The organism is Staphylococcus sp. EG-SA-10 (assembly GCF_017151945.1).
Lineage (GTDB): Bacteria > Bacillota > Bacilli > Staphylococcales > Staphylococcaceae > Staphylococcus > Staphylococcus aureus.
Window position 1 is genome coordinate 15,277 of record NZ_JACVZJ010000015.1, and the last position, 21,613, is coordinate 36,889.

Here is a 21,613-nt window from a genome sequence, read left to right on the forward strand (position 1 = left end):
GAGCAATTTATAATGGCTGTAGAAAAAGTGTACCAACCATATGACGAACAAGTTTATAATAGTATACCGAAGCAACAACCACAAACTAAGCCCGAAAAGAAGACTGTTTCGAGAAAAGTGGTTGTACAATTAACTAAATTTGAAAAAGTTTTATACATAACTTTGATTACTGTAATTGCTATGTTAAGTATTTATATGCTATCTTTAAAAATGGATGCGTATGATACGCGAGGAAAGATTGCAGATTTAGATTATAAAATAGATAAACAATCAAGTGAAAACAGTGCTTTACAATCTGAAATCAAAAAGAATTCTTCTTATGAACGCATATACGAAAAGGCTAAGAAACAGGGGATGAGCCTTGAGAACGATAATGTAAAGGTAGTGCGTAGTAATGGCGAAGCAAAAAATTAAAATTAAAAAAAATAAAATAGGGGCAGTCCTACTTGTTGGTTTATTCGGACTGCTCTTTTTTATATTGGTTTTAAGAATTTCATATATCATGATTACTGGACATTCTAATGGTCAAGATTTAGTCATGAAGGCAAATGAAAAGTATTTAGTTAAGAATGCACAACAACCAGAACGAGGAAAGATATATGATCGTAATGGTAAAGTGCTAGCAGAAGATGTAGAAAGATATAAACTTGTTGCAGTAATAGATAAAAAGGCGAGTGCCAATTCTAAAAAACCTAGGCATGTAGTTGATAAAAAAGAGACTGCAAAGAAATTATCTACAGTCATTGATATGAAGCCAGAGGAAATTGAAAAGAGACTTAGTCAAAAGAAAGCCTTCCAAATTGAATTTGGACGCAAAGGAACAAATTTAACGTATCAGGACAAATTGAAAATAGAGAAAATGAATTTGCCTGGTATTTCTTTATTGCCTGAAACAGAACGCTTTTATTCAAATGGCAATTTTGCATCACACTTAATTGGTAGAGCTCAGAAAAATCCGGATACTGGTGAACTTAAAGGTGCGCTTGGAGTTGAAAAGATTTTTGATAGTTATTTAAGTGGATCTAAAGGATCATTGAGATATATTCATGATATTTGGGGATATATTGCACCAAATACTAAAAAAGAGAAGCAGCCTAAACGTGGTGATGATGTCCATTTAACAATCGATTCAAATATTCAAGTATTTGTTGAAGAAGCTTTAGATGGCATGGTTGAAAGATACCAGCCGAAAGATTTATTTGCGGTTGTCATGGATGCCAAAACTGGAGAAATTTTAGCATACAGTCAGCGACCAACATTTAATCCTGAAACTGGTAAAGACTTTGGTAAAAAGTGGGCAAATGACCTATATCAAAACACATACGAGCCTGGATCAACATTTAAATCATATGGGTTAGCAGCTGCTATTCAAGAAGGTGCTTTTGATCCTGATAAGAAATATAAATCTGGACATAGAGATATTATGGGTTCACGTATTTCAGACTGGAATAGAGTCGGTTGGGGTGAAATCCCAATGTCACTCGGATTTACTTATTCATCTAATACATTGATGATGCATTTACAAGATTTAGTTGGTGCAGACAAAATGAAATCTTGGTATGAACGATTTGGATTTGGAAAATCAACTAAAGGTATGTTTGATGGAGAAGCACCTGGTCAAATTGGATGGAGTAATGAGTTGCAACAAAAAACGTCATCATTTGGTCAATCGACAACAGTAACACCTGTTCAAATGTTACAAGCGCAATCAGCGTTCTTTAATGATGGTAATATGTTAAAACCATGGTTTGTGAATAGCGTTGAAAATCCTGTTAGTAAAAGACAATTTTATAAAGGTCAAAAACAAATCGCAGGCAAACCAATAACAAAAGATACTGCTGAAAAAGTTGAAAAGCAATTGGATTTAGTTGTGAATAGTAAGAAGAGTCACGCTGCAAACTATCGTATTGATGGTTATGAGGTCGAAGGTAAGACTGGTACAGCACAAGTCGCTGCACCTAATGGTGGTGGATACGTTAAAGGTCCAAACCCATATTTTGTAAGTTTTATGGGTGACGCGCCGAAGAAAAATCCTAAAGTTATTGTATACGCTGGTATGAGCTTGGCACAAAAAAATGACCAAGAAGCTTATGAATTAGGTGTTAGTAAAGCGTTTAAACCAATAATGGAAAATACTTTGAAATATTTAAATGTAGGTAAATCAAAAGATGACACATCTAATGCAGAGTATAGTAAAGTGCCAGATGTTGAAGGTCAAGACAAACAAAAAGCTATTGATAATGTGAGTGCAAAATCATTAGAACCAGTTACTATCGGTTCTGGCACACAAATAAAAGCACAATCTATAAAAGCAGGGAATAAAGTCTTACCTCATAGTAAAGTACTGTTATTAACAGATGGAGACTTAACTATGCCTGACATGTCAGGATGGACGAAAGAAGATGTCATTGCTTTTGAAAACCTAACAAATATTAAAGTAAATTTAAAAGGTAGCGGTTTTGTGTCCCACCAATCAATTAGTAAGGGACAAAAACTTACTGAAAAAGATAAAATAGACGTAGAATTTTCATCAGAGAATGTAGACAGCAATTCGACGAATAATTCTGATTCAAATTCAGATGATAAGAAGAAATCTGACAGTAAAACTGACAAGGATAAGTCGGACTAACAAGAATGGCTACATTAAATAAGGGTGTATTGTCACTATTTGTTTTTACTAAAGTAATGCTGTGATAGAAAACAACATCTTCATTTAATCTTTATAAATAAGTGTTGATAGAGAATTTTAAGGTAGACGAGGTCAGATTAACTTGTTTGTTATAGGCAAACTTTTTATACTGGCCTCTTATGCCGTAAAAAAGAAAAATTATAAATTTTGATTACAACTTTGTTTATTTAATTGAAAAATTGATAATATATTAGTGGTTAAAAAAGTCTGGATTAAGAAGAGGAGATAGTTATGATTTTTGTATATGCGTTATTAGCGCTAGTGATTACATTTGTTTTGGTACCTGTTTTAATACCTACATTAAAAAGGATGAAATTTGGTCAAAGTATTCGAGAAGAAGGTCCACAAAGCCATATGAAGAAGACTGGTACACCAACGATGGGTGGACTAACATTTCTATTAAGTATTGTGATAACGTCTTTGGTGGCTATTATATTTGTAGAACAAGCTAATCCGATCATACTGTTATTATTTGTGACGATTGGTTTTGGGTTAATTGGTTTTATAGATGATTATATTATTGTTGTTAAAAAGAATAACCAAGGTTTAACAAGTAAACAGAAGTTTTTGGCGCAAATTGGTATTGCGATTATTTTCTTTGTTTTAAGTAATGTGTTTCATTTGGTGAATTTTTCTACGAGCATACATATTCCATTTACGAATGTAGCAATCCCACTATCATTTGCATATGTTATTTTCATTGTTTTTTGGCAAGTAGGTTTTTCTAATGCGGTAAATTTAACAGATGGTTTAGATGGATTAGCAACTGGACTGTCAATTATCGGATTTACAATGTATGCCATCATGAGCTTTGTGTTAGGAGAAACGGCGATTGGTATTTTCTGTATCATTATGTTGTTTGCACTTTTAGGATTTTTACCATATAACATTAACCCTGCTAAAGTGTTTATGGGAGATACAGGTAGCTTAGCTTTAGGTGGTATATTTGCTACGATTTCAATCATGCTTAATCAGGAATTATCATTAATTTTTATAGGTTTAGTATTCGTAATTGAAACATTATCTGTTATGTTACAAGTCGCTAGCTTTAAATTGACTGGAAAGCGTATATTTAAAATGAGTCCGATACATCATCATTTTGAATTGATAGGATGGAGCGAATGGAAAGTAGTTACAGTATTTTGGGCTGTTGGTCTGATTTCAGGTTTAATCGGTTTATGGATTGGAGTGCATTAAGATGCTTAATTACACAGGGTTAGAAAATAAAAATGTATTAGTTGTCGGTTTGGCAAAAAGTGGTTATGAAGCAGCTAAATTATTAAGTAAATTAGGTGCGAATGTGACTGTCAATGATGGGAAAGACTTATCGCAAGATGCTCATGCAAAAGATTTAGAATCTATGGGCATTTCTGTTGTAAGTGGAAGTCATCCATTAACATTGCTTGATAATAATCCAATAATTGTTAAAAATCCTGGAATACCTTATACAGTATCTATTATTGATGAAGCAGTGAAACGAGGTTTGAAAATTTTAACAGAAGTTGAGTTAAGTTATCTAATCTCTGAAGCACCAATCATAGCTGTAACGGGTACAAATGGTAAAACGACAGTTACTTCTCTAATTGGAGATATGTTTAAAAAAAGTCGCTTAATTGGAAGACTATCCGGCAATATTGGTTATGTTGCATCTAAAGTAGCACAAGAAGTAAAGCCTACAGATTATTTAGTTACAGAGTTGTCGTCATTCCAGTTACTTGGAATCGAAAAGTATAAACCACACATTGCTATAATTACTAACATTTATTCAGCGCATCTAGATTACCATGAAAATTTAGAAAACTATCAAAATGCTAAAAAGCAAATATATAAAAATCAAACGGAAGAAGATTATTTGATTTGTAATTATCATCAAAGACAAGTGATAGAGTCGGAAGAATTAAAAGCTAAGACATTGTATTTCTCAACTCAACAAGAAGTTGATGGTATTTATATTAAAGATGGTTTTATCGTTTATAAAGGTGTTCGTATTATTAACACTGAAGATCTAGTATTGCCAGGTGAACATAATTTAGAAAATATATTAGCAGCTGTGCTTGCTTGTATTTTAGCTGGTGTGCCTATTAAAGCAATTATTGATAGTTTAACTACATTTTCAGGAATAGAGCATAGATTGCAATATGTTGGTACTAATAGAACTAATAAATATTACAATGATTCCAAAGCAACAAACACGCTAGCAACACAGTTTGCCTTAAATTCATTTAATCAACCAATCATTTGGTTATGTGGTGGTTTGGATCGAGGGAATGAATTTGACGAACTCATTCCTTATATGGAAAATGTTCGCGCGATGGTTGTATTCGGACAAACGAAAGCTAAGTTTGCTAAACTAGGTAATAGTCAAGGGAAATCGGTCATTGAAGCGAACAATGTCGAAGACGCTGTTGATAAAGTACAAGATATTATAGAAACAAATGATGTTGTATTATTGTCACCTGCTTGTGCGAGTTGGGATCAATATAGTACTTTTGAAGAGCGTGGAGAGAAATTTATTGAAAGATTCCGTGCCCATTTACCATCTTATTAAAGGGTGTGAGTATTGATGGATGATAAAACGAAGAACGATCAACAAGAATCAAATGAAGATAAAGATGAATTAGAATTATTTACGAGGAATACATCTAAGAAAAGACGGCAAAGAAAAAGATCAAAGGCTACACATTTTTCTAATCAAAATAAAGATGATACATCTCAACAAGCTGAGTTTGATGAAGAAATTTACTTGATAAATAAAGACTTCAAAAAAGAAGAAAGCAAAGATGAAAATAATGATTCTGCTTCTAGTCATGCGAATGATAATAATATCGATGATTCTACAGACTCTAATATTGAAATTGAGGATTATAGATATAATCAAGAAATTGACGACCAAAATGAATCGAATGGAATTGCAGTCGACAACGAACAATCTCAATCAGCTCCTAAAGAACAAAATAGCGACTCGAATGATGAGGAAACAGTAACGAAAAAAGAACGAAAAAGTAAAGTAACACAATTAAAGCCATTAACACTTGAAGAAAAGCGGAAGTTAAGACGTAAGCGACAAAAACGGATCCAATACAGTGTTATTACAATATTGGTATTGTTGATTGCTGTTATATTAATTTACATGTTTTCACCACTTAGTAAAATTGCGCATGTAAATATAAATGGAAATAATCACGTTAGTACTTCAAAGATAAACAAAGTGTTAGGTGTTAAAAATGATTCGAGGATGTATACGTTTAGTAAAAAAAATGCTATTAATGATCTCGAAGAGGATCCATTAATCAAAAGTGTTGAGATACACAAGCAATTACCAAACACATTAAACGTAGATATCACAGAAAATGAAATTATTGCTTTAGTGAAATATAAAGGTAAATATTTACCTTTATTAGAAAATGGTAAATTGCTTAAAGGTTCAAATGATGTCAAAATTAATGATGCACCTGTCATGGATGGTTTCAAAGGTACAAAAGAAGATGATATGATTAAGGCGTTATCTGAAATGACACCTGAAGTTAGACGATATATTGCCGAAGTGACATACGCCCCAAGTAAAAACAAACAAAGCAGAATTGAATTGTTTACGACGGATGGACTTCAAGTAATCGGTGATATTTCGACGATATCTAAGAAAATGAAATATTATCCGCAGATGTCACAATCATTATCAAGAGATAGTTCGGGTAAACTAAAAACACGAGGCTATATTGATTTATCAGTCGGTGCTTCATTTATCCCATACCGTGGAAACACGTCTACTCAATCAGAAAGCGATAAAAATGTGACTAAATCATCTCAAGAGGAAAATCAAGCAAAAGAAGAATTACAAAGCGTTTTAAACAAAATTAACAAACAATCAAGTAAGAATAATTAAAAAATTTTGATATTGTCTATGTTTATAGTTCACAAGCCATTCAACGTATTGTAAACTAAAGATAGTGTATTTTTTAATAGTAATTTGTCAGGAGGTGCCTATCTATGGAAGAACATTACTACGTAAGTATTGATATTGGATCATCAAGCGTAAAAACAATAGTAGGCGAGAAATTTCACAATGGTATAAATGTGATAGGTACAGGACAAACCTACACGAGCGGTATAAAAAATGGTTTAATTGATGATTTTGATATTGCGCGTCAAGCAATCAAAGACACAATTAAAAAGGCATCAATCGCTTCGGGTGTTGATATTAAAGAAGTTTTCCTGAAATTACCTATCATTGGAACGGAAGTTTATGATGAATCAAATGAAATCGACTTTTATGAGGATACAGAAATCAACGGTTCACATATCGAAAAAGTATTAGAAGGTATTAGAGAAAAAAATGATGTGCAAGAAACAGAAGTAATTAATGTGTTCCCGATTCGTTTTATAGTCGATAAAGAAAATGAGGTTTCAGACCCTAAAGAATTAATTGCCAGACATTCATTAAAGGTTGAAGCAGGCGTAATTGCTATTCAAAAATCGATTTTAATTAATATGATTAAATGCGTTGAAGCATGTGGTGTTGATGTATTAGATGTTTATTCTGATGCATATAACTACGGTTCAATCCTAACAGCTACTGAAAAAGAGTTAGGTGCATGTGTCATTGATATTGGTGAAGACGTTACGCAAGTTGCTTTTTATGAACGCGGTGAATTAGTAGATGCTGATTCTATCGAAATGGCAGGGCGTGATATTACAGACGATATTGCACAAGGGTTAAACACTTCTTATGAAACTGCTGAAAAAGTTAAACACCAATATGGTCATGCATTCTATGATTCTGCTTCAGATCAAGATATCTTCACTGTTGAACAGGTTGATAGTGATGAAACAGTACAGTATACTCAAAAAGATTTGAGTGACTTTATTGAAGCGCGTGTAGAAGAAATATTCTTCGAAGTATTTGATGTTTTACAAGATTTAGGATTAACAAAAGTAAATGGTGGGTTTATTGTAACTGGTGGATCTGCAAACTTACTTGGCGTAAAAGAATTATTATCAGATATGGTAAGTGAAAAAGTTAGAATTCACACGCCATCACAAATGGGAATTAGAAAACCTGAATTTTCTTCAGCAATTTCTACAATTTCTAGTAGTATCGCTTTTGATGAGTTATTAGATTATGTTACAATTAATTATCATGATAATGAAGAAACTGAAGAAGATGTTATTGATGTGAAAGACAAAGATAACGAATCTAAATTAGGCGGATTTGATTGGTTTAAACGTAAAACAAACAAAAAAGATACTCATGAAAATGAAGTAGAGTCAACAGATGAAGAAATTTATCAATCAGAAGATAATCATCAGGAACATAAACAAAATCATGAACATGTTCAAGACAAAGATAAAGAAGAAAGTAAATTCAAAAAACTAATGAAATCTCTATTTGAATGATTATTGGCCAATAAAACTAGGAGGAAATTTAAATGTTAGAATTTGAACAAGGATTTAATCATTTAGCGACTTTAAAGGTCATTGGTGTAGGTGGTGGCGGTAACAACGCCGTAAACCGAATGATTGACCACGGAATGAATAATGTTGAATTTATCGCTATCAACACAGACGGTCAAGCTTTAAACTTATCTAAAGCTGAATCTAAAATCCAAATCGGTGAAAAATTAACACGTGGTTTAGGAGCAGGAGCTAATCCTGAAATCGGTAAAAAAGCTGCAGAGGAATCTCGTGAACAAATTGAAGATGCAATCCAAGGTGCAGACATGGTATTTGTTACTTCTGGTATGGGTGGCGGAACTGGTACTGGTGCAGCACCAGTCGTTGCTAAAATTGCAAAAGAAATGGGCGCATTAACTGTTGGTGTTGTAACTCGTCCATTTAGTTTTGAAGGACGTAAACGTCAAACTCAAGCTGCTGCTGGAGTAGAAGCTATGAAAGCTGCAGTAGATACATTAATCGTTATACCAAATGACCGTTTATTAGATATCGTTGACAAATCTACGCCAATGATGGAAGCATTTAAAGAAGCTGATAACGTGTTACGCCAAGGTGTACAAGGTATCTCAGACTTAATCGCTGTTTCTGGTGAAGTAAACTTAGACTTTGCAGATGTTAAGACAATTATGTCTAACCAAGGTTCTGCATTAATGGGTATTGGTGTTTCTTCTGGTGAAAATAGAGCGGTAGAAGCTGCTAAAAAAGCAATCTCTTCTCCATTACTTGAAACATCTATCGTTGGTGCACAAGGTGTGCTTATGAATATTACTGGTGGCGAGTCATTGTCATTATTTGAAGCACAAGAGGCTGCTGATATTGTCCAAGATGCTGCAGATGAAGACGTTAATATGATTTTCGGTACAGTTATTAATCCTGAATTACAAGATGAGATTGTTGTAACAGTTATTGCAACTGGTTTTGATGACAAACCAACATCACATGGTCGTAAATCTGGTAGCACTGGATTCGGAACAAGCGTAAATACTTCTAGCAATGCAACTTCTAAAGATGAATCATTCACTTCAAATTCATCAAATGCACAAGCAACTGATAGTGTAAGTGAAAGAACACATACAACTAAAGAAGATGATATTCCTAGCTTCATTAGAAATAGAGAAGAAAGACGTTCAAGAAGAACAAGACGTTAATCGGTTAATATATATACACAAATAATTCAACACAAATCATCAGATAACATATCTGATGATTTTTTTACTAATTTTTAGAACATGTAGAAGGACATTTAAGTTTTTCGAAGTCATTAAAAGTGTTTAAGTATCGTGTCAAAATTAAGTCAAAAATTATTTGCGCAACATTTTAACTTTAAACATAAATGTTATATTATATAATTATTAACTTTGTACAGTTAGACGAAGATAATTTAAATGAAATGATGGTGACGATCGAGTGAATGATAATTTTAAAAAGCAACCGCATCATTTAATATATGAAGAATTATTACAACAAGGTATTACTCTAGGTATTACAACTAGAGGCGATGGTTTAAGTGACTATCCTAAAAATGCTTTTAATATGGCGAGATATATTGATGATCGCCCATATAATATTACTCAACATCAATTGCAATTAGCTGAAGAAATTGCATTTGATAGAAAAAATTGGGTGTTTCCCATCCAAACACATGAAAATAAAGTCGCTTGTATTACAAAGGATGATATAGGCACAAATATAGACACTTTAACTGATGCGCTTCATGGTATTGATGCGATGTACACATATGATAGTAATGTCTTATTAACGATGTGTTATGCAGACTGTGTACCAGTATATTTTTATAGTACAAAACATCATTTTATTGCATTGGCCCATGCAGGGTGGCGTGGTACCTATACTGAAATTGTAAAAGAAGTGCTAAAACATGTGAACTTTGATTTGAAAGACTTACATGTCGTTATTGGACCATCTACATCATCAAGTTATGAAATTAATGATGATATTAAAAATAAATTTGAAACATTGCCAATTGATAGTGCAAACTATATTGAAACTAGAGGACTAGATCGTCATGGTATTGATTTGAAAAAAGCCAATGCTGCATTATTAAATTATTATGGTGTTCCTAAAGAAAATATTTATACGACAGCGTATGCTACATCTGAACATTTAGAGTTATTTTTCTCTTATCGATTAGAAAAAGGTCAAACAGGACGCATGTTAGCATTCATTGGTCAACAGTAAACAAGGAGGAGATATGCTTGCGTGTGAAAGATAATTTACAACAAATCTCAACACAAATTAATGACAAAAGTAAAAAAAATAATTTTTCAACAAAACCAAACGTGATTGCAGTTACAAAATATGTTACAATAGAGCGAGCTAAAGAAGCGTATGAGGCTGGAATAAGACATTTTGGTGAGAATAGATTGGAAGGCTTTTTTCAAAAGAAAGAAGCATTACCATCAGATGCGGTGATCCATTTTATAGGATCATTACAATCTCGAAAAGTTAAGGACGTTATAAACGACGTAGATTATTTCCATGCTTTAGATCGATTGAGCTTAGCCAAAGAAATTAACAAACGTGCAGAACATAAAATTAAATGTTTCTTGCAAGTGAACGTTTCGGGAGAAGCTTCTAAACATGGTATTGCTTTAGAAGATGTTGATCAGTTTATAGATGATCTTAAAAAATATGACAAAATCGAAATTGTAGGTTTAATGACGATGGCACCATTGACAGATGATGAAGCATATATTAGATCGTTATTTAAACAGTTACGTTTGAAAAAAGAAGAAATACAGCGACTCAATTTAGAATATGCGCCTTGTGATGAATTATCAATGGGAATGAGTAATGACTATCTTATTGCAGTTGAAGAAGGTGCAACGTTTGTTAGAATTGGGACTAAACTTGTAGGAGAAGAGGAGTGAGCCACTTGGCTTTAAAAGATTTATTTAGTGGATTTTTTGTAATAGATGATGAAGAGGAAGTAGAAGTACCTGACAAACAACAACAGGTAAATGAAGCGCCAGCAAAAGAGCAGTCACAACAAACAACAAAACAAAACGCAATCAAATCAGTCCCTCAAAAATCTGCATCAAGATATACAACAACGTCAGAAGAAAGGAATAACCGTATGTCTAATTATTCAAAAAATAATTCACGTAATGTTGTAACTATGAACAATGCTACACCAAACAATGCATCACAAGAAAGTTCAAAAATGTGTTTATTCGAACCACGTGTTTTTTCAGATACACAAGATATTGCTGATGAGCTTAAAAACCGCCGAGCGACACTTGTCAATTTACAACGTATTGATAAAGTATCAGCGAAAAGAATTATTGATTTTTTAAGCGGTACTGTTTATGCAATCGGTGGAGATATCCAACGTGTAGGTACTGATATTTTCTTATGTACGCCTGATAATGTGGAAGTAGCTGGAAGCATTACAGACCATATTGAAAATATGGAACATTCATTCGACTAAGGAGTTAACATATGGATATAAATGTGCTAGCTACAATATTTAAATTTATCCTTTTTGTTGTTGAAATTTATTATTTCGGCATGATTATATATTTCTTTACATCTTGGGTACCAAGTATTAGAGAAACTAAGGTAGGTTATTTTTTAGCGAAAATATATGAACCTTTCTTACAACCATTTAGAAAAGTAATTCCACCTATTGGAATTATCGACATATCATCAATCGCTGCAATTTTCGTTTTAGTATTATTCCAAAAAGGGTTACTCCAAATCTTTAATTGGATTTTAATTCAATTACAATAAATTAAGCGACATAACGAGGCAAGGGTACATGATACTTTAGCCTCGTTTTTGATATGTATTTTTCTGAATATAAGGGCAATAGATGGTATTTTATAATTTTTTTAAGGTAGGGATTAACATAGATATTTATCAACACTTTAGACAGGAAGAATACGAATTAATTGATCAGCTAACGGATAAATGTGATCAAGCGGAACAGCATTATGCACCAGTATTAACGCATTTTTTAGATCCAAGAGGACAATATATATTGGAAGTGATTTGTGGCAGTTATGAAGATTTAAACGTATCTTTTTATGGCGGGCCAAATGCTGAAAGAAAAAGAGCAATCATTTCGCCGAACTATTATGAACCTAAAGAAAGTGACTTTGATTTAACTTTAATGGAAATAGATTATCCTGAAAAATTCGTCACTTTAAAACATCAACATATTTTAGGGACATTAATGTCTTTAGGTATCGAACGCGAACAAGTTGGAGACATAATTGTGAATGAACGAATTCAATTTGTTTTGACAAGTAGATTGGAATCATTTATTATGTTAGAATTACAACGTATTAAAGGCGCATCAGTTAAACTTTATACTATTCCAGTAACAGATATGATACAATCTAATGAGAATTGGAAAATTGAAAGTGCAACAGTTAGTTCTTTAAGGTTAGATGTTGTTATTAAAGAAATGATACGTAAATCACGTACGATTGCGAAACAACTAATCGAAAAAAAACGTGTTAAAGTGAATCACACTATTGTTGATTCAGCAGATTTTCAATTACAAGCAAATGATTTAATATCCATCCAAGGTTTTGGTAGAGCACACATTACTGACTTAGGTGGTAAAACTAAAAAAGATAAAACGCACATTACCTATAGAACATTATTCAAATAGTAATGATTTAAGGAGGATAACAAATGCCTTTTACACCAAATGAAATTAAGAATAAAGAGTTTTCACGTGTAAAGAATGGTTTAGAACCTACTGAAGTTGCTAATTTTTTGGAGCAACTAAGCACTGAAATTGAACGTCTTAAAGAAGATAAAAAACAACTTGAAAAAGTAATCGAAGAGAGAGATACTAATATTAAGTCTTATCAAGACGTGCATCAATCTGTAAGTGATGCTTTGATACAAGCTCAAAAAGCTGGTGAAGAAACTAAGCAAGCTGCAGAGAAACAAGCTGAAGCGATTATAGCTAAGGCAGAAGCGCAAGCTAATCAAATGGTTGGTGACGCGGTAGAAAAAGCACGCCGTTTAGCATTCCAGACTGAAGATATGAAACGTCAATCAAAAGTATTTAGATCGCGTTTCCGTATGTTAGTTGAAGCGCAATTAGACTTATTAAAAAACGAAGATTGGGATTACTTGTTGAATTATGATTTAGACGCTGAACAAGTGACGCTTGAAAATATTCATCATTTGCATGAAAATGATTTAAAGCCAGATGAAGTTGCAGCAAATGCACAAAATAATGCATCAAATACATCAGACAATAATCAACAATCCAATGATTCAGAAACAACTAAGAAGTAAGAAATAAATAAAGACAGACGCGTAATATACATTTAACTTTTCACAGCGAATTAGGTAATGGTGAGAGCCTAGTAAAAGCATGTATGTTATATCACTGACTTTTTAATATTTAAATAATGTAATGAGAGAACTCTAAGTTGAGTTAATAAGGGTGGTACCGCGAGCAATCGTCCCTTTTAATTTAACTTAGAGTTTTTTAAATTTTTAAGGAGTGAAAAAAATGGATTACAAAGAAACGTTATTAATGCCTAAAACAGATTTCCCAATGCGAGGTGGTTTACCAAACAAGGAACCGCAAATTCAAGAAAAATGGGATGCAGAAGATCAATACCATAAAGCGTTAGAAAAAAATAAAGGTAACGAAACATTCATTTTACATGATGGCCCACCATACGCGAATGGTAACTTACATATGGGACATGCCTTGAACAAAATTTTAAAAGACTTTATTGTACGTTATAAAACTATGCAAGGGTTCTATGCACCATACGTACCAGGTTGGGATACACATGGTTTACCAATTGAACAAGCATTAACGAAAAAAGGTGTTGACCGTAAGAAAATGTCAACAGCTGAATTCCGTGAGAAATGTAAAGAATTTGCTTTAGAACAAATTGAATTACAGAAAAAAGATTTTAGACGTTTAGGTGTTCGTGGTGACTTTAATGATCCATATATTACATTAAAACCTGAATACGAAGCTGCACAAATTCGTATTTTTGGAGAAATGGCAGATAAAGGTTTAATTTATAAAGGTAAAAAGCCAGTTTATTGGTCTCCTTCAAGTGAGTCTTCATTAGCAGAAGCAGAAATTGAATATCACGATAAACGTTCAGCATCAATTTACGTTGCATTTGACGTTAAAGATGACAAAGGTGTCGTTGATGCAGATGCTAAATTTATTATCTGGACAACAACGCCATGGACAATTCCATCAAATGTTGCGATTACCGTTCATCCTGAATTAAAATATGGTCAATACAATGTAAATGGCGAAAAATATATTATTGCAGAAGCCTTATCTGACGCTGTAGCAGAAGCACTGGATTGGGATAAAGCATCAATCAAATTAGAAAAAGAATACACAGGTAAAGAATTGGAGTATGTTGTAGCACAACATCCATTCTTAGATAGAGAATCGTTAGTGATTAATGGTGATCATGTTACTACAGATGCTGGTACAGGTTGTGTACATACAGCACCAGGTCACGGGGAAGATGACTATATTGTTGGTCAAAAATATGAATTACCAGTAATTAGTCCAATCGATGATAAAGGTGTATTTACTGAAGAAGGCGGCCAGTTTGAAGGAATGTTCTATGATAAAGCTAATAAAGCCGTTACTGATTTATTAACAGAAAAAGGTGCACTATTAAAATTAGACTTTATTACACATAGCTATCCACACGACTGGAGAACAAAAAAACCTGTAATCTTCCGTGCTACTCCACAATGGTTTGCTTCAATCAGTAAAGTAAGACAAGATATTTTAGATGCAATCGAAAATACAAACTTCAAAGTAAATTGGGGTAAAACACGTATTTACAATATGGTTCGTGACCGTGGCGAATGGGTTATTTCTCGTCAACGTGTTTGGGGTGTACCGTTACCAGTATTTTATGCTGAAAATGGCGAAATTATCATGACGAAAGAAACAGTGAATCATGTTGCTGATTTATTTGCAGAACACGGTTCAAATATTTGGTTTGAAAGAGAAGCGAAAGACTTACTACCAGAAGGATTTACACATCCAGGCAGCCCTAACGGTACATTTACTAAAGAAACAGACATTATGGACGTTTGGTTTGATTCTGGTTCATCACACCGTGGCGTGTTGGAAACAAGACCGGAATTAAGTTTCCCAGCAGATATGTATTTAGAAGGTAGTGACCAATATCGTGGTTGGTTCAACTCTTCTATTACAACTTCAGTTGCTACAAGAGGAGTATCACCTTATAAATTCTTACTTTCTCATGGTTTTGTTATGGACGGTGAAGGTAAGAAAATGAGTAAATCTTTAGGTAATGTCATTGTACCTGACCAAGTGGTTAAACAAAAAGGTGCTGATATTGCGAGACTTTGGGTAAGTAGTACGGACTATTTAGCTGATGTTAGAATTTCTGATGAAATTTTAAAACAAACATCTGATGTTTATCGTAAAATCAGAAATACATTAAGATTTATGTTAGGTAATATTAATGATTTCAATCCTGATACAGATAGCGTTCCTGAATCAGAGTTATTAGAAGTGGATCGTTACTTGCTAAATCGTTTACGTGAATTTACTGCAAGTACAATTAACAACTATGAAAACTTTGACTACTTAAATATTTATCAAGAAGTTCAAAACTTTATCAATGTTGAGTTAAGTAATTTCTATTTGGATTACGGTAAAGATATTTTATATATTGAACAACGTGATTCTCATATCCGTCGTAGTATGCAAACAGTGTTATATCAAATTTTAGTTGATATGACGAAGTTGTTAGCACCAATCTTAGTGCATACAGCTGAAGAAGTTTGGTCTCATACACCACATGTTAAAGAAGAAAGTGTTCACTTAGCAGACATGCCTAAAGTTGTAGAAGTAGATCAAGCTTTATTGGATAAATGGCGTACATTTATGAATTTACGTAATGATGTGAACCGTGCATTAGAAACTGCTCGTAATGAAAAAGTTATTGGTAAATCATTAGAAGCTAAAGTTACGATTGCTAGTAACGATAAATTTAATGCATCTGAATTCTTAACTTCATTTGATGCATTACATCAATTATTTATCGTGTCACAAGTTAAAGTTGTAGATAAGTTAGATGATCAGGCAACAGCTTATGAACATGGTGATATTGTCATCGAACATGCAGATGGTGAAAAATGTGAAAGATGTTGGAACTATTCAGAGGATCTTGGTGCTGTTGATGAATTGACGCATCTATGTCCACGATGCCAACAAGTTGTAAAATCACTTGTATAATTGAAATTGTATAAAGTACTCATACAGATGATATAAATTAAAGCTCTCTTCATAATCATGTTGTAGTTTTTGTTGACATGATGAAGAGAGTTTTTTTGCGAATAAAAAAATGACCAAGTTACTGGTTATATGTGTTAAAAAATGTGTAATTTACTAAAATAAAAATTATTCAGGAATGGTACAAATTCTCTGCAGCTTATAAATGCGTTATAGTTGCTATTCTCAATTATGTTCGCGATAATTTTAAGTAAAAGTAAGCACAGATATTGAATTTGATAGGAGTTAATTGAATGTATCATAACAGTAACGCAAACTTTGTAAATGGTATCACTTTAAATGTAAGAGATAAGAATGAATTAAAGCCATTTTATGAGGACGTATTAGGATTAAATATTATAAATGAGACATTAACATCGATACAATATGAAGTAGGTCAAAATAATCATGTCATTACACTTGTTGAATTACAAAATGGACGTGAACCTTTAATGTCAGAAGCGGGACTGTTTCATATCGCAATTAAACTACCTCAAATTAGTGATTTAGCTAATTTACTAATTCATTTAAGCGAATATGATATTCCAGTTAACGGAGGTATACAGCCTGCTTCGTTATCATTATTTTTTGAAGACCCGGAAGGAAACGGTTTTAAATTTTATGTTGATAAAGACGAAGCGCAATGGACGAGGCAAAATGATTTAGTAAAAATTGATATTAGACCATTAAATGTACCGAGATTAGTGAGTCATGCAACAAAATTGTTATGGTTAGGTATTCCAGATGACGCTATTATAGGTGCGTTGCATATTAAGACAATTCATTTATCAGAGGTAAAAGACTACTACCTCGATTATTTTGGATTAGAGCAATCGGCATATATGGATGATTATTCAATATTTTTAGCATCGAATGGCTATTATCAACATTTGGCCATGAATGATTGGGTATCAGCAACGAAACGTGTAGAAAATTTTGATACGTATGGATTAGCAATTGTTGACTTTCATTATCCTGAAACAACACATTTAAATTTACAAGGTCCGGATGGTATCTATTATCGCTTTAATCATATCGAAGTTGAAGATTAGTATATACTTTGAATGGACGAACCATATAATGAATCGTTTTTAATGATCTTTTTATACAAGCTATGAAGGAGCTTGAGACATTAAGTTCTTAGGCAATGTAAAAAGCTGATTTCTATTAATTATTTGATAGAAATCAGCTTTTTTGATATGTATTTTATAATGTACAGCTCGTTGAGCTGTTATTTTCCTTATATTAAGTGCCATTAATACAAAACCTAGCTCTCGTTTAACTTTATTTATTCCTCGAACTGACATTCGAGTGAAACCCAAAATAGCCTTCATAAATCCAAAAACAGGCTCTACATCAATTTTTCTTTGACTATAGATTTTTTTCGTTTCTGGTTCAGAAAGCTTTTGATTAATTTGGGCTTTAAAGAATTCCCAATTATAATTCTTCATAATTTTCTTATTGGATTTCGAATTTGGCTTCATGCATTGATGTCTCAAAGAACATGATGAACAGTCATCACATTCATATAGTTTGAAGTCACGTTTAAAACCATATCTATCATTACGGTATGCATATCCTTTAAAACCTATTCTTTTGTTATTAGGACATATAAATTCATCATTAAGTTCGTCATATTTTCAATTTTGAGTGTTAAAAATGGAATTAAAGTTCTAGTATCTGTCGGGTTTTGAAATAGGTCATAGGATAAAACAAATTGAGAATTTGTCGCTATTTGTAAATTGTATCCTGGCTTAAGTTGGCCATTTTTCATATGGTCTTCCTTCATTCTCATAAAAGTTGCATCATGATCAGCGCTGCTTACTTTAAAATATCGTTCTCCATTTTTAAATGTTGAACTTCTTTACGTAATTTAATCAGCTCTTTTTCTTCATCTGATAAGTTATCTTGTTGATTGAATGTACCCGTGTTTTGATGTTGCTTTATCCATTTTCCTAATGCCGAAGGTGTTAAATCATACTCGTGTATAATTTCATTCCTAGGCTTACCATTTTCATATAATCTAACCATTTGTAACTTAAACTCTGAACTAAATGATCCTTTTTCTCTTGTCATAATAAAATAGCCTACTTTCTTAAATTAACAATATCTATTCTCATAGAATTTGTCCAATTAAGTGTAGATGATTCATGTCTTATTTTTTTAAAGTATTTAAAAGTAAAATTACATGTTAATACGTAGTATTAATGGCGAGACTCCTGAGGGAGCAGTGCCAGTCGAAGACCGAGGCTGAGACGGCACCCTAGGAAGGGACCCATCATCAAAAATTCTATTTATAGAATTTTACAGTAATGTGCCAGATGGGCATAGCGAAGCCATTCAATACGAAGTATTGTATAAATAGAGAACAGCAGTAAGATAATTTTTAATTAGAAAATATCTTACTGCTGTTTTTTTAGGGATTTATGTCCCAGGCTGCTTTCATAATTTTTAATGTCATCTTAAATATGATAAATGAATAATTAAGTTCATATTTAATGTCAAAACATAGTAGTTTATCAAGTATTGAGTTAGTAACATTAGATTTAATGTAATATGCTTACTTTTTTTATTAGCAGGTGTAAGCTATAATATAAAGAGTTGTCTTATGGACGATTGATTGGAGGAACGAAAATGCACAAAAAATATTTTATTGGCACTTCCATTTTAATAGCAGTATTTGTCGTTATATTTGACCAAGTTACTAAATATATTATAGCTACTACAATGAAAATTGGAGATTCATTTGAAGTGATACCGCACTTTTTAAACATAACATCACATCGAAATAATGGTGCTGCATGGGGAATATTGAGTGGAAAAATGACATTTTTCTTTATTATTACCATTATTATATTAATAGCCTTAGTATATTTCTTTATTAAAGATGCTCAATATAATTTGTTTATGCAAGTTGCTATTAGTTTACTTTTTGCAGGTGCACTTGGAAACTTTATTGATAGAGTTTTAACAGGAGAAGTTGTTGACTTTATTGATACAAATATTTTTGGTTATGATTTTCCAATATTTAATATCGCAGATTCAAGTTTAACAATTGGTGTAATATTAATTATTATTGCCTTATTAAAGGATACTTCCAATAAAAAGGAGAAGGAGGTTAAGTAATGGAGACTTATGAATTTAACATTACAGATAAAGAACAAACAGGTATGCGTGTAGATAAGTTGCTGCCTGAATTAAATAGTGATTGGTCTCGTAACCAGATACAAGATTGGATTAAAGCAGGTTTAGTCGTTGCAAACGATAAAGTTGTTAAATCTAATTATAAAGTGAAACTTAATGATCATATAGTTGTCACTGAAAAAGAAGTGGTTGAAGCTGACATTCTACCTGAAAATTTAAATTTAGATATTTATTATGAAGATGATGACGTTGCAGTTGTATATAAACCGAAAGGCATGGTAGTTCATCCATCACCAGGTCATTATACCAATACATTAGTTAATGGTTTAATGTATCAAATTAAAGATTTATCGGGTATTAATGGAGAAATTCGTCCAGGTATTGTTCACCGTATAGATATGGATACTTCTGGTTTATTAATGGTTGCTAAAAATGATATTGCTCATCGTGGGCTTGTAGAACAATTAATGGATAAATCTGTTAAAAGAAAATATATCGCTTTAGTTCACGGGAATATTCCTCATGATTACGGTACAATCGATGCGCCAATTGGTAGAAACAAAAATGATCGTCAATCTATGGCTGTTGTTGATGATGGTAAGGAAGCAGTGACACATTTTAACGTACTAGAACATTTTAAAGATTATACGCTTGTTGAATGTCAACTTGAAACAGGACGTACGCATCAAATCCGTGTGCACATGAAATATATTGGCTTCCCATTAGTTGGTGATCCAAAGTATGGACCGAAAAAGACATTGGATATTGGTGGTCAAGCTCTACATGCTGGACTTATTGGATTCGAACATCCAGTAACAGGTGAATATATTGAAAGACATGCTGAATTACCACAAGACTTTGAAGATTTATTAGATACAATTCGAAAAAGAGATGCATAATTGTGTCGTGCTATAATTACGATAACATTATTATGTAAACTATAAGTATTTATCGTTTTCTTTTTTTAAAAATGAAAACACATTATAAAATAGATTAAGGTTAACATTTTTACTGAGAATGGTTAATTTTTCAATATAGATTGACAAAGCGCCTGATTAGTATTATCCTTATAACAGTTTAAGTACAACATAAAGAGTCTTTAATTGAGCGTCCAGAGAGACGTCAAAGACATGAAAATATAGATATATACTAAAATGAATCATAACACTTTCACATATGCAAGAATAAGTAGTAATACTACGATTCTTCTATGTAAATAGGCTGATTGTATATACTAAACCTCATGTCGATATTAAAGACATGAGGTTTTTTGTTTCTAAATTTTGAAAGGGTGAGAATATGTCTGAACGTATCATAATGGATGATGCCGCAATACAACGTACAGTAACGAGAATCGCTCATGAAATTTTGGAGTATAACAAAGGTACTGATAATTTAATTCTTTTAGGTATCAAAACAAGAGGTGAATATTTAGCAAATCGTATACAAGATAAAATTCATCAAATTGAGCAACAACGTATACCTACAGGAACAATTGATATTACATACTTTAGAGATGATATAGAGCACATGTCATCACTTACGACAAAAGACGCAATAGACATTGACACAGATATTACAGATAAAGTAGTCATCATTATTGACGATGTGCTGTATACTGGTCGAACGGTTCGTGCTTCACTTGATGCTATTTTGCTAAATGCTAGACCTATTAAAATTGGTTTAGCTGCTTTGGTTGATCGAGGACATCGTGAGTTACCAATTCGAGCAGATTTTGTTGGTAAAAATATACCTACTTCTAAAGAGGAAACGGTAAGTGTCTATTTAGAAGAAATGGATCAAAGAAATGCAGTTATAATTAAATAATACCCCTTTTAATTCAGTACGAGAGACTGAAAAAGGTGGGGGAGTTGAATGATAAATAAGTTTTCATATGCTTGTTTATCTAATAATACCCTCATGTTCGACAACTATAAGTCAATTTCTACGGACGAAAATGACTTGTAGCAACTTGTCACACTTTTTGTCTCTTTACATATACTGATGTAAAGAGATTTTTTTATTATCGGAGGAAA

18 protein-coding genes and 2 pseudogenes are annotated in these 21,613 nt (G+C 32.6%); 18 read left to right on the forward strand and 2 right to left on the reverse strand.

The window, feature by feature from the left end:
- Window positions 1-12: 12 nt before the first annotated feature.
- The 15 genes from ftsL (at window position 13) to IDG45_RS10220 (ending at window position 17,485) form a co-directional block, all read left to right on the forward strand.
- Complete coding sequence (gene ftsL, locus IDG45_RS10150) at window positions 13-414, forward strand: cell division protein FtsL (RefSeq protein WP_000257598.1); 402 nt, start codon at window positions 13-15, stop codon at window positions 412-414.
- A complete protein-coding gene (locus IDG45_RS10155) occupies window positions 395-2,629 on the forward strand; it encodes a penicillin-binding protein (protein ID WP_206171615.1) in 2,235 nt (744 codons plus the stop codon). Before ftsL ends, IDG45_RS10155 begins: the two co-directional genes overlap by 20 nt.
- 291 nt (window positions 2,630-2,920) lie before the next feature.
- Window positions 2,921-3,886, forward strand: a complete 966-nt coding sequence (gene mraY, locus IDG45_RS10160; protein WP_000578466.1) for a phospho-N-acetylmuramoyl-pentapeptide-transferase — start codon at window positions 2,921-2,923, stop codon at window positions 3,884-3,886.
- 1 nt (window position 3,887) lies between these two features.
- On the forward strand, window positions 3,888-5,237 hold the full coding sequence (gene murD / locus IDG45_RS10165; protein WP_000935988.1) for a UDP-N-acetylmuramoyl-L-alanine--D-glutamate ligase: 1,350 nt from the start codon (window positions 3,888-3,890) through the stop codon (window positions 5,235-5,237).
- Between the two features lie 15 nt (window positions 5,238-5,252).
- Complete coding sequence (locus tag IDG45_RS10170; RefSeq protein WP_000342196.1) at window positions 5,253-6,572, forward strand: cell division protein FtsQ/DivIB; 1,320 nt, start codon at window positions 5,253-5,255, stop codon at window positions 6,570-6,572.
- A 104-nt stretch (window positions 6,573-6,676) separates the two neighbouring features.
- Window positions 6,677-8,083 carry a cell division protein FtsA gene (ftsA, locus tag IDG45_RS10175; protein WP_000391032.1) on the forward strand — a complete coding sequence of 469 codons (1,407 nt, stop codon included), beginning with the start codon at window positions 6,677-6,679 and terminating at the stop codon, window positions 8,081-8,083.
- 32 nt (window positions 8,084-8,115) lie between these two features.
- Complete coding sequence (ftsZ, locus tag IDG45_RS10180; RefSeq protein ID WP_000888997.1) at window positions 8,116-9,288, forward strand: cell division protein FtsZ; 1,173 nt, start codon at window positions 8,116-8,118, stop codon at window positions 9,286-9,288.
- A 259-nt stretch (window positions 9,289-9,547) separates the two neighbouring features.
- Window positions 9,548-10,339: a peptidoglycan editing factor PgeF gene (gene pgeF, locus IDG45_RS10185; RefSeq protein WP_000999337.1), complete on the forward strand. Its 792-nt coding sequence runs from the start codon at window positions 9,548-9,550 to the stop codon at window positions 10,337-10,339.
- 23 nt (window positions 10,340-10,362) lie between these two features.
- A complete protein-coding gene (locus tag IDG45_RS10190; RefSeq protein WP_014937021.1) occupies window positions 10,363-11,031 on the forward strand; it encodes a YggS family pyridoxal phosphate-dependent enzyme in 669 nt (222 codons plus the stop codon).
- Window positions 11,028-11,591: a cell division protein SepF gene (locus IDG45_RS10195; RefSeq protein ID WP_000018608.1), complete on the forward strand. Its 564-nt coding sequence runs from the start codon at window positions 11,028-11,030 to the stop codon at window positions 11,589-11,591. Before IDG45_RS10190 ends, IDG45_RS10195 begins: the two co-directional genes overlap by 4 nt.
- A gap of 11 nt (window positions 11,592-11,602) precedes the next feature.
- Entirely contained in the window at window positions 11,603-11,893 is a 291-nt protein-coding gene (locus tag IDG45_RS10200) for a YggT family protein (protein ID WP_000354112.1), read from the forward strand.
- 82 nt (window positions 11,894-11,975) lie between these two features.
- Window positions 11,976-12,782: a YlmH family RNA-binding protein gene (locus IDG45_RS10205; protein ID WP_000232497.1), complete on the forward strand. Its 807-nt coding sequence runs from the start codon at window positions 11,976-11,978 to the stop codon at window positions 12,780-12,782.
- Between the two features lie 23 nt (window positions 12,783-12,805).
- Window positions 12,806-13,423, forward strand: coding sequence for a DivIVA domain-containing protein (locus IDG45_RS10210; RefSeq protein WP_001117066.1), 618 nt, complete (start codon window positions 12,806-12,808; stop codon window positions 13,421-13,423).
- 220 nt (window positions 13,424-13,643) lie between these two features.
- Entirely contained in the window at window positions 13,644-16,397 is a 2,754-nt protein-coding gene (gene ileS / locus IDG45_RS10215) for an isoleucine--tRNA ligase (RefSeq protein ID WP_000384695.1), read from the forward strand.
- Between the two features lie 290 nt (window positions 16,398-16,687).
- Window positions 16,688-17,485, forward strand: coding sequence for a VOC family protein (locus IDG45_RS10220; RefSeq protein ID WP_000274850.1), 798 nt, complete (start codon window positions 16,688-16,690; stop codon window positions 17,483-17,485).
- A 60-nt stretch (window positions 17,486-17,545) separates the two neighbouring features.
- On the opposite strand, the pseudogene IDG45_RS10225 reads toward IDG45_RS10220, so the two are convergent.
- Window positions 17,546-18,255, reverse strand: a pseudogene (locus IDG45_RS10225) (transposase); the annotation flags it as partial.
- Window positions 18,256-18,257: 2 nt separating this feature from the next.
- A pseudogene (locus IDG45_RS10235) lies at window positions 18,258-18,509 on the reverse strand (IS3 family transposase); the annotation flags it as partial.
- A 558-nt stretch (window positions 18,510-19,067) separates the two neighbouring features.
- Between IDG45_RS10235 and lspA the strand changes: the two are divergent.
- From lspA to pyrR, 3 genes are all read left to right on the forward strand, one after another.
- The gene (lspA, locus tag IDG45_RS10240; RefSeq protein ID WP_000549208.1) at window positions 19,068-19,559 is read left to right on the forward strand and encodes a signal peptidase II; all 492 of its coding nucleotides are present in this window, start codon (window positions 19,068-19,070) and stop codon (window positions 19,557-19,559) included.
- Complete coding sequence (locus IDG45_RS10245) at window positions 19,559-20,476, forward strand: RluA family pseudouridine synthase (RefSeq protein WP_000451299.1); 918 nt, start codon at window positions 19,559-19,561, stop codon at window positions 20,474-20,476. Before lspA ends, IDG45_RS10245 begins: the two co-directional genes overlap by 1 nt.
- A 400-nt stretch (window positions 20,477-20,876) precedes the next feature.
- Window positions 20,877-21,404 (forward strand): bifunctional pyr operon transcriptional regulator/uracil phosphoribosyltransferase PyrR, encoded by a 528-nt coding sequence (gene pyrR, locus IDG45_RS10250; RefSeq protein WP_000003870.1) that lies wholly within the window; start codon window positions 20,877-20,879, stop codon window positions 21,402-21,404.
- The last annotated feature ends 209 nt before the right edge of the window (window positions 21,405-21,613 follow it).

Bases quoted from the DNA above. Each gene is read 5' to 3' on its own strand.
- ftsL (WP_000257598.1), top strand. From the start codon at position 13: ATGGCTGTAGAAAAAGTGTACCAACCATATGACGAACAAGTTTATAAT.
- IDG45_RS10155 (WP_206171615.1), top strand. From the start codon at position 395: ATGGCGAAGCAAAAAATTAAAATTAAAAAAAATAAAATAGGGGCAGTC.
- mraY (WP_000578466.1), top strand. From the start codon at position 2,921: ATGATTTTTGTATATGCGTTATTAGCGCTAGTGATTACATTTGTTTTG.
- murD (WP_000935988.1), top strand. From the start codon at position 3,888: ATGCTTAATTACACAGGGTTAGAAAATAAAAATGTATTAGTTGTCGGT.
- IDG45_RS10170 (WP_000342196.1), top strand. From the start codon at position 5,253: ATGGATGATAAAACGAAGAACGATCAACAAGAATCAAATGAAGATAAA.
- ftsA (WP_000391032.1), top strand. From the start codon at position 6,677: ATGGAAGAACATTACTACGTAAGTATTGATATTGGATCATCAAGCGTA.
- ftsZ (WP_000888997.1), top strand. From the start codon at position 8,116: ATGTTAGAATTTGAACAAGGATTTAATCATTTAGCGACTTTAAAGGTC.
- IDG45_RS10200 (WP_000354112.1), top strand. From the start codon at position 11,603: ATGGATATAAATGTGCTAGCTACAATATTTAAATTTATCCTTTTTGTT.
- IDG45_RS10205 (WP_000232497.1), top strand. From the start codon at position 11,976: ATGGTATTTTATAATTTTTTTAAGGTAGGGATTAACATAGATATTTAT.
- IDG45_RS10210 (WP_001117066.1), top strand. From the start codon at position 12,806: ATGCCTTTTACACCAAATGAAATTAAGAATAAAGAGTTTTCACGTGTA.
- ileS (WP_000384695.1), top strand. From the start codon at position 13,644: ATGGATTACAAAGAAACGTTATTAATGCCTAAAACAGATTTCCCAATG.
- IDG45_RS10220 (WP_000274850.1), top strand. From the start codon at position 16,688: ATGTATCATAACAGTAACGCAAACTTTGTAAATGGTATCACTTTAAAT.
- lspA (WP_000549208.1), top strand. From the start codon at position 19,068: ATGCACAAAAAATATTTTATTGGCACTTCCATTTTAATAGCAGTATTT.
- IDG45_RS10245 (WP_000451299.1), top strand. From the start codon at position 19,559: ATGGAGACTTATGAATTTAACATTACAGATAAAGAACAAACAGGTATG.
- pyrR (WP_000003870.1), top strand. From the start codon at position 20,877: ATGTCTGAACGTATCATAATGGATGATGCCGCAATACAACGTACAGTA.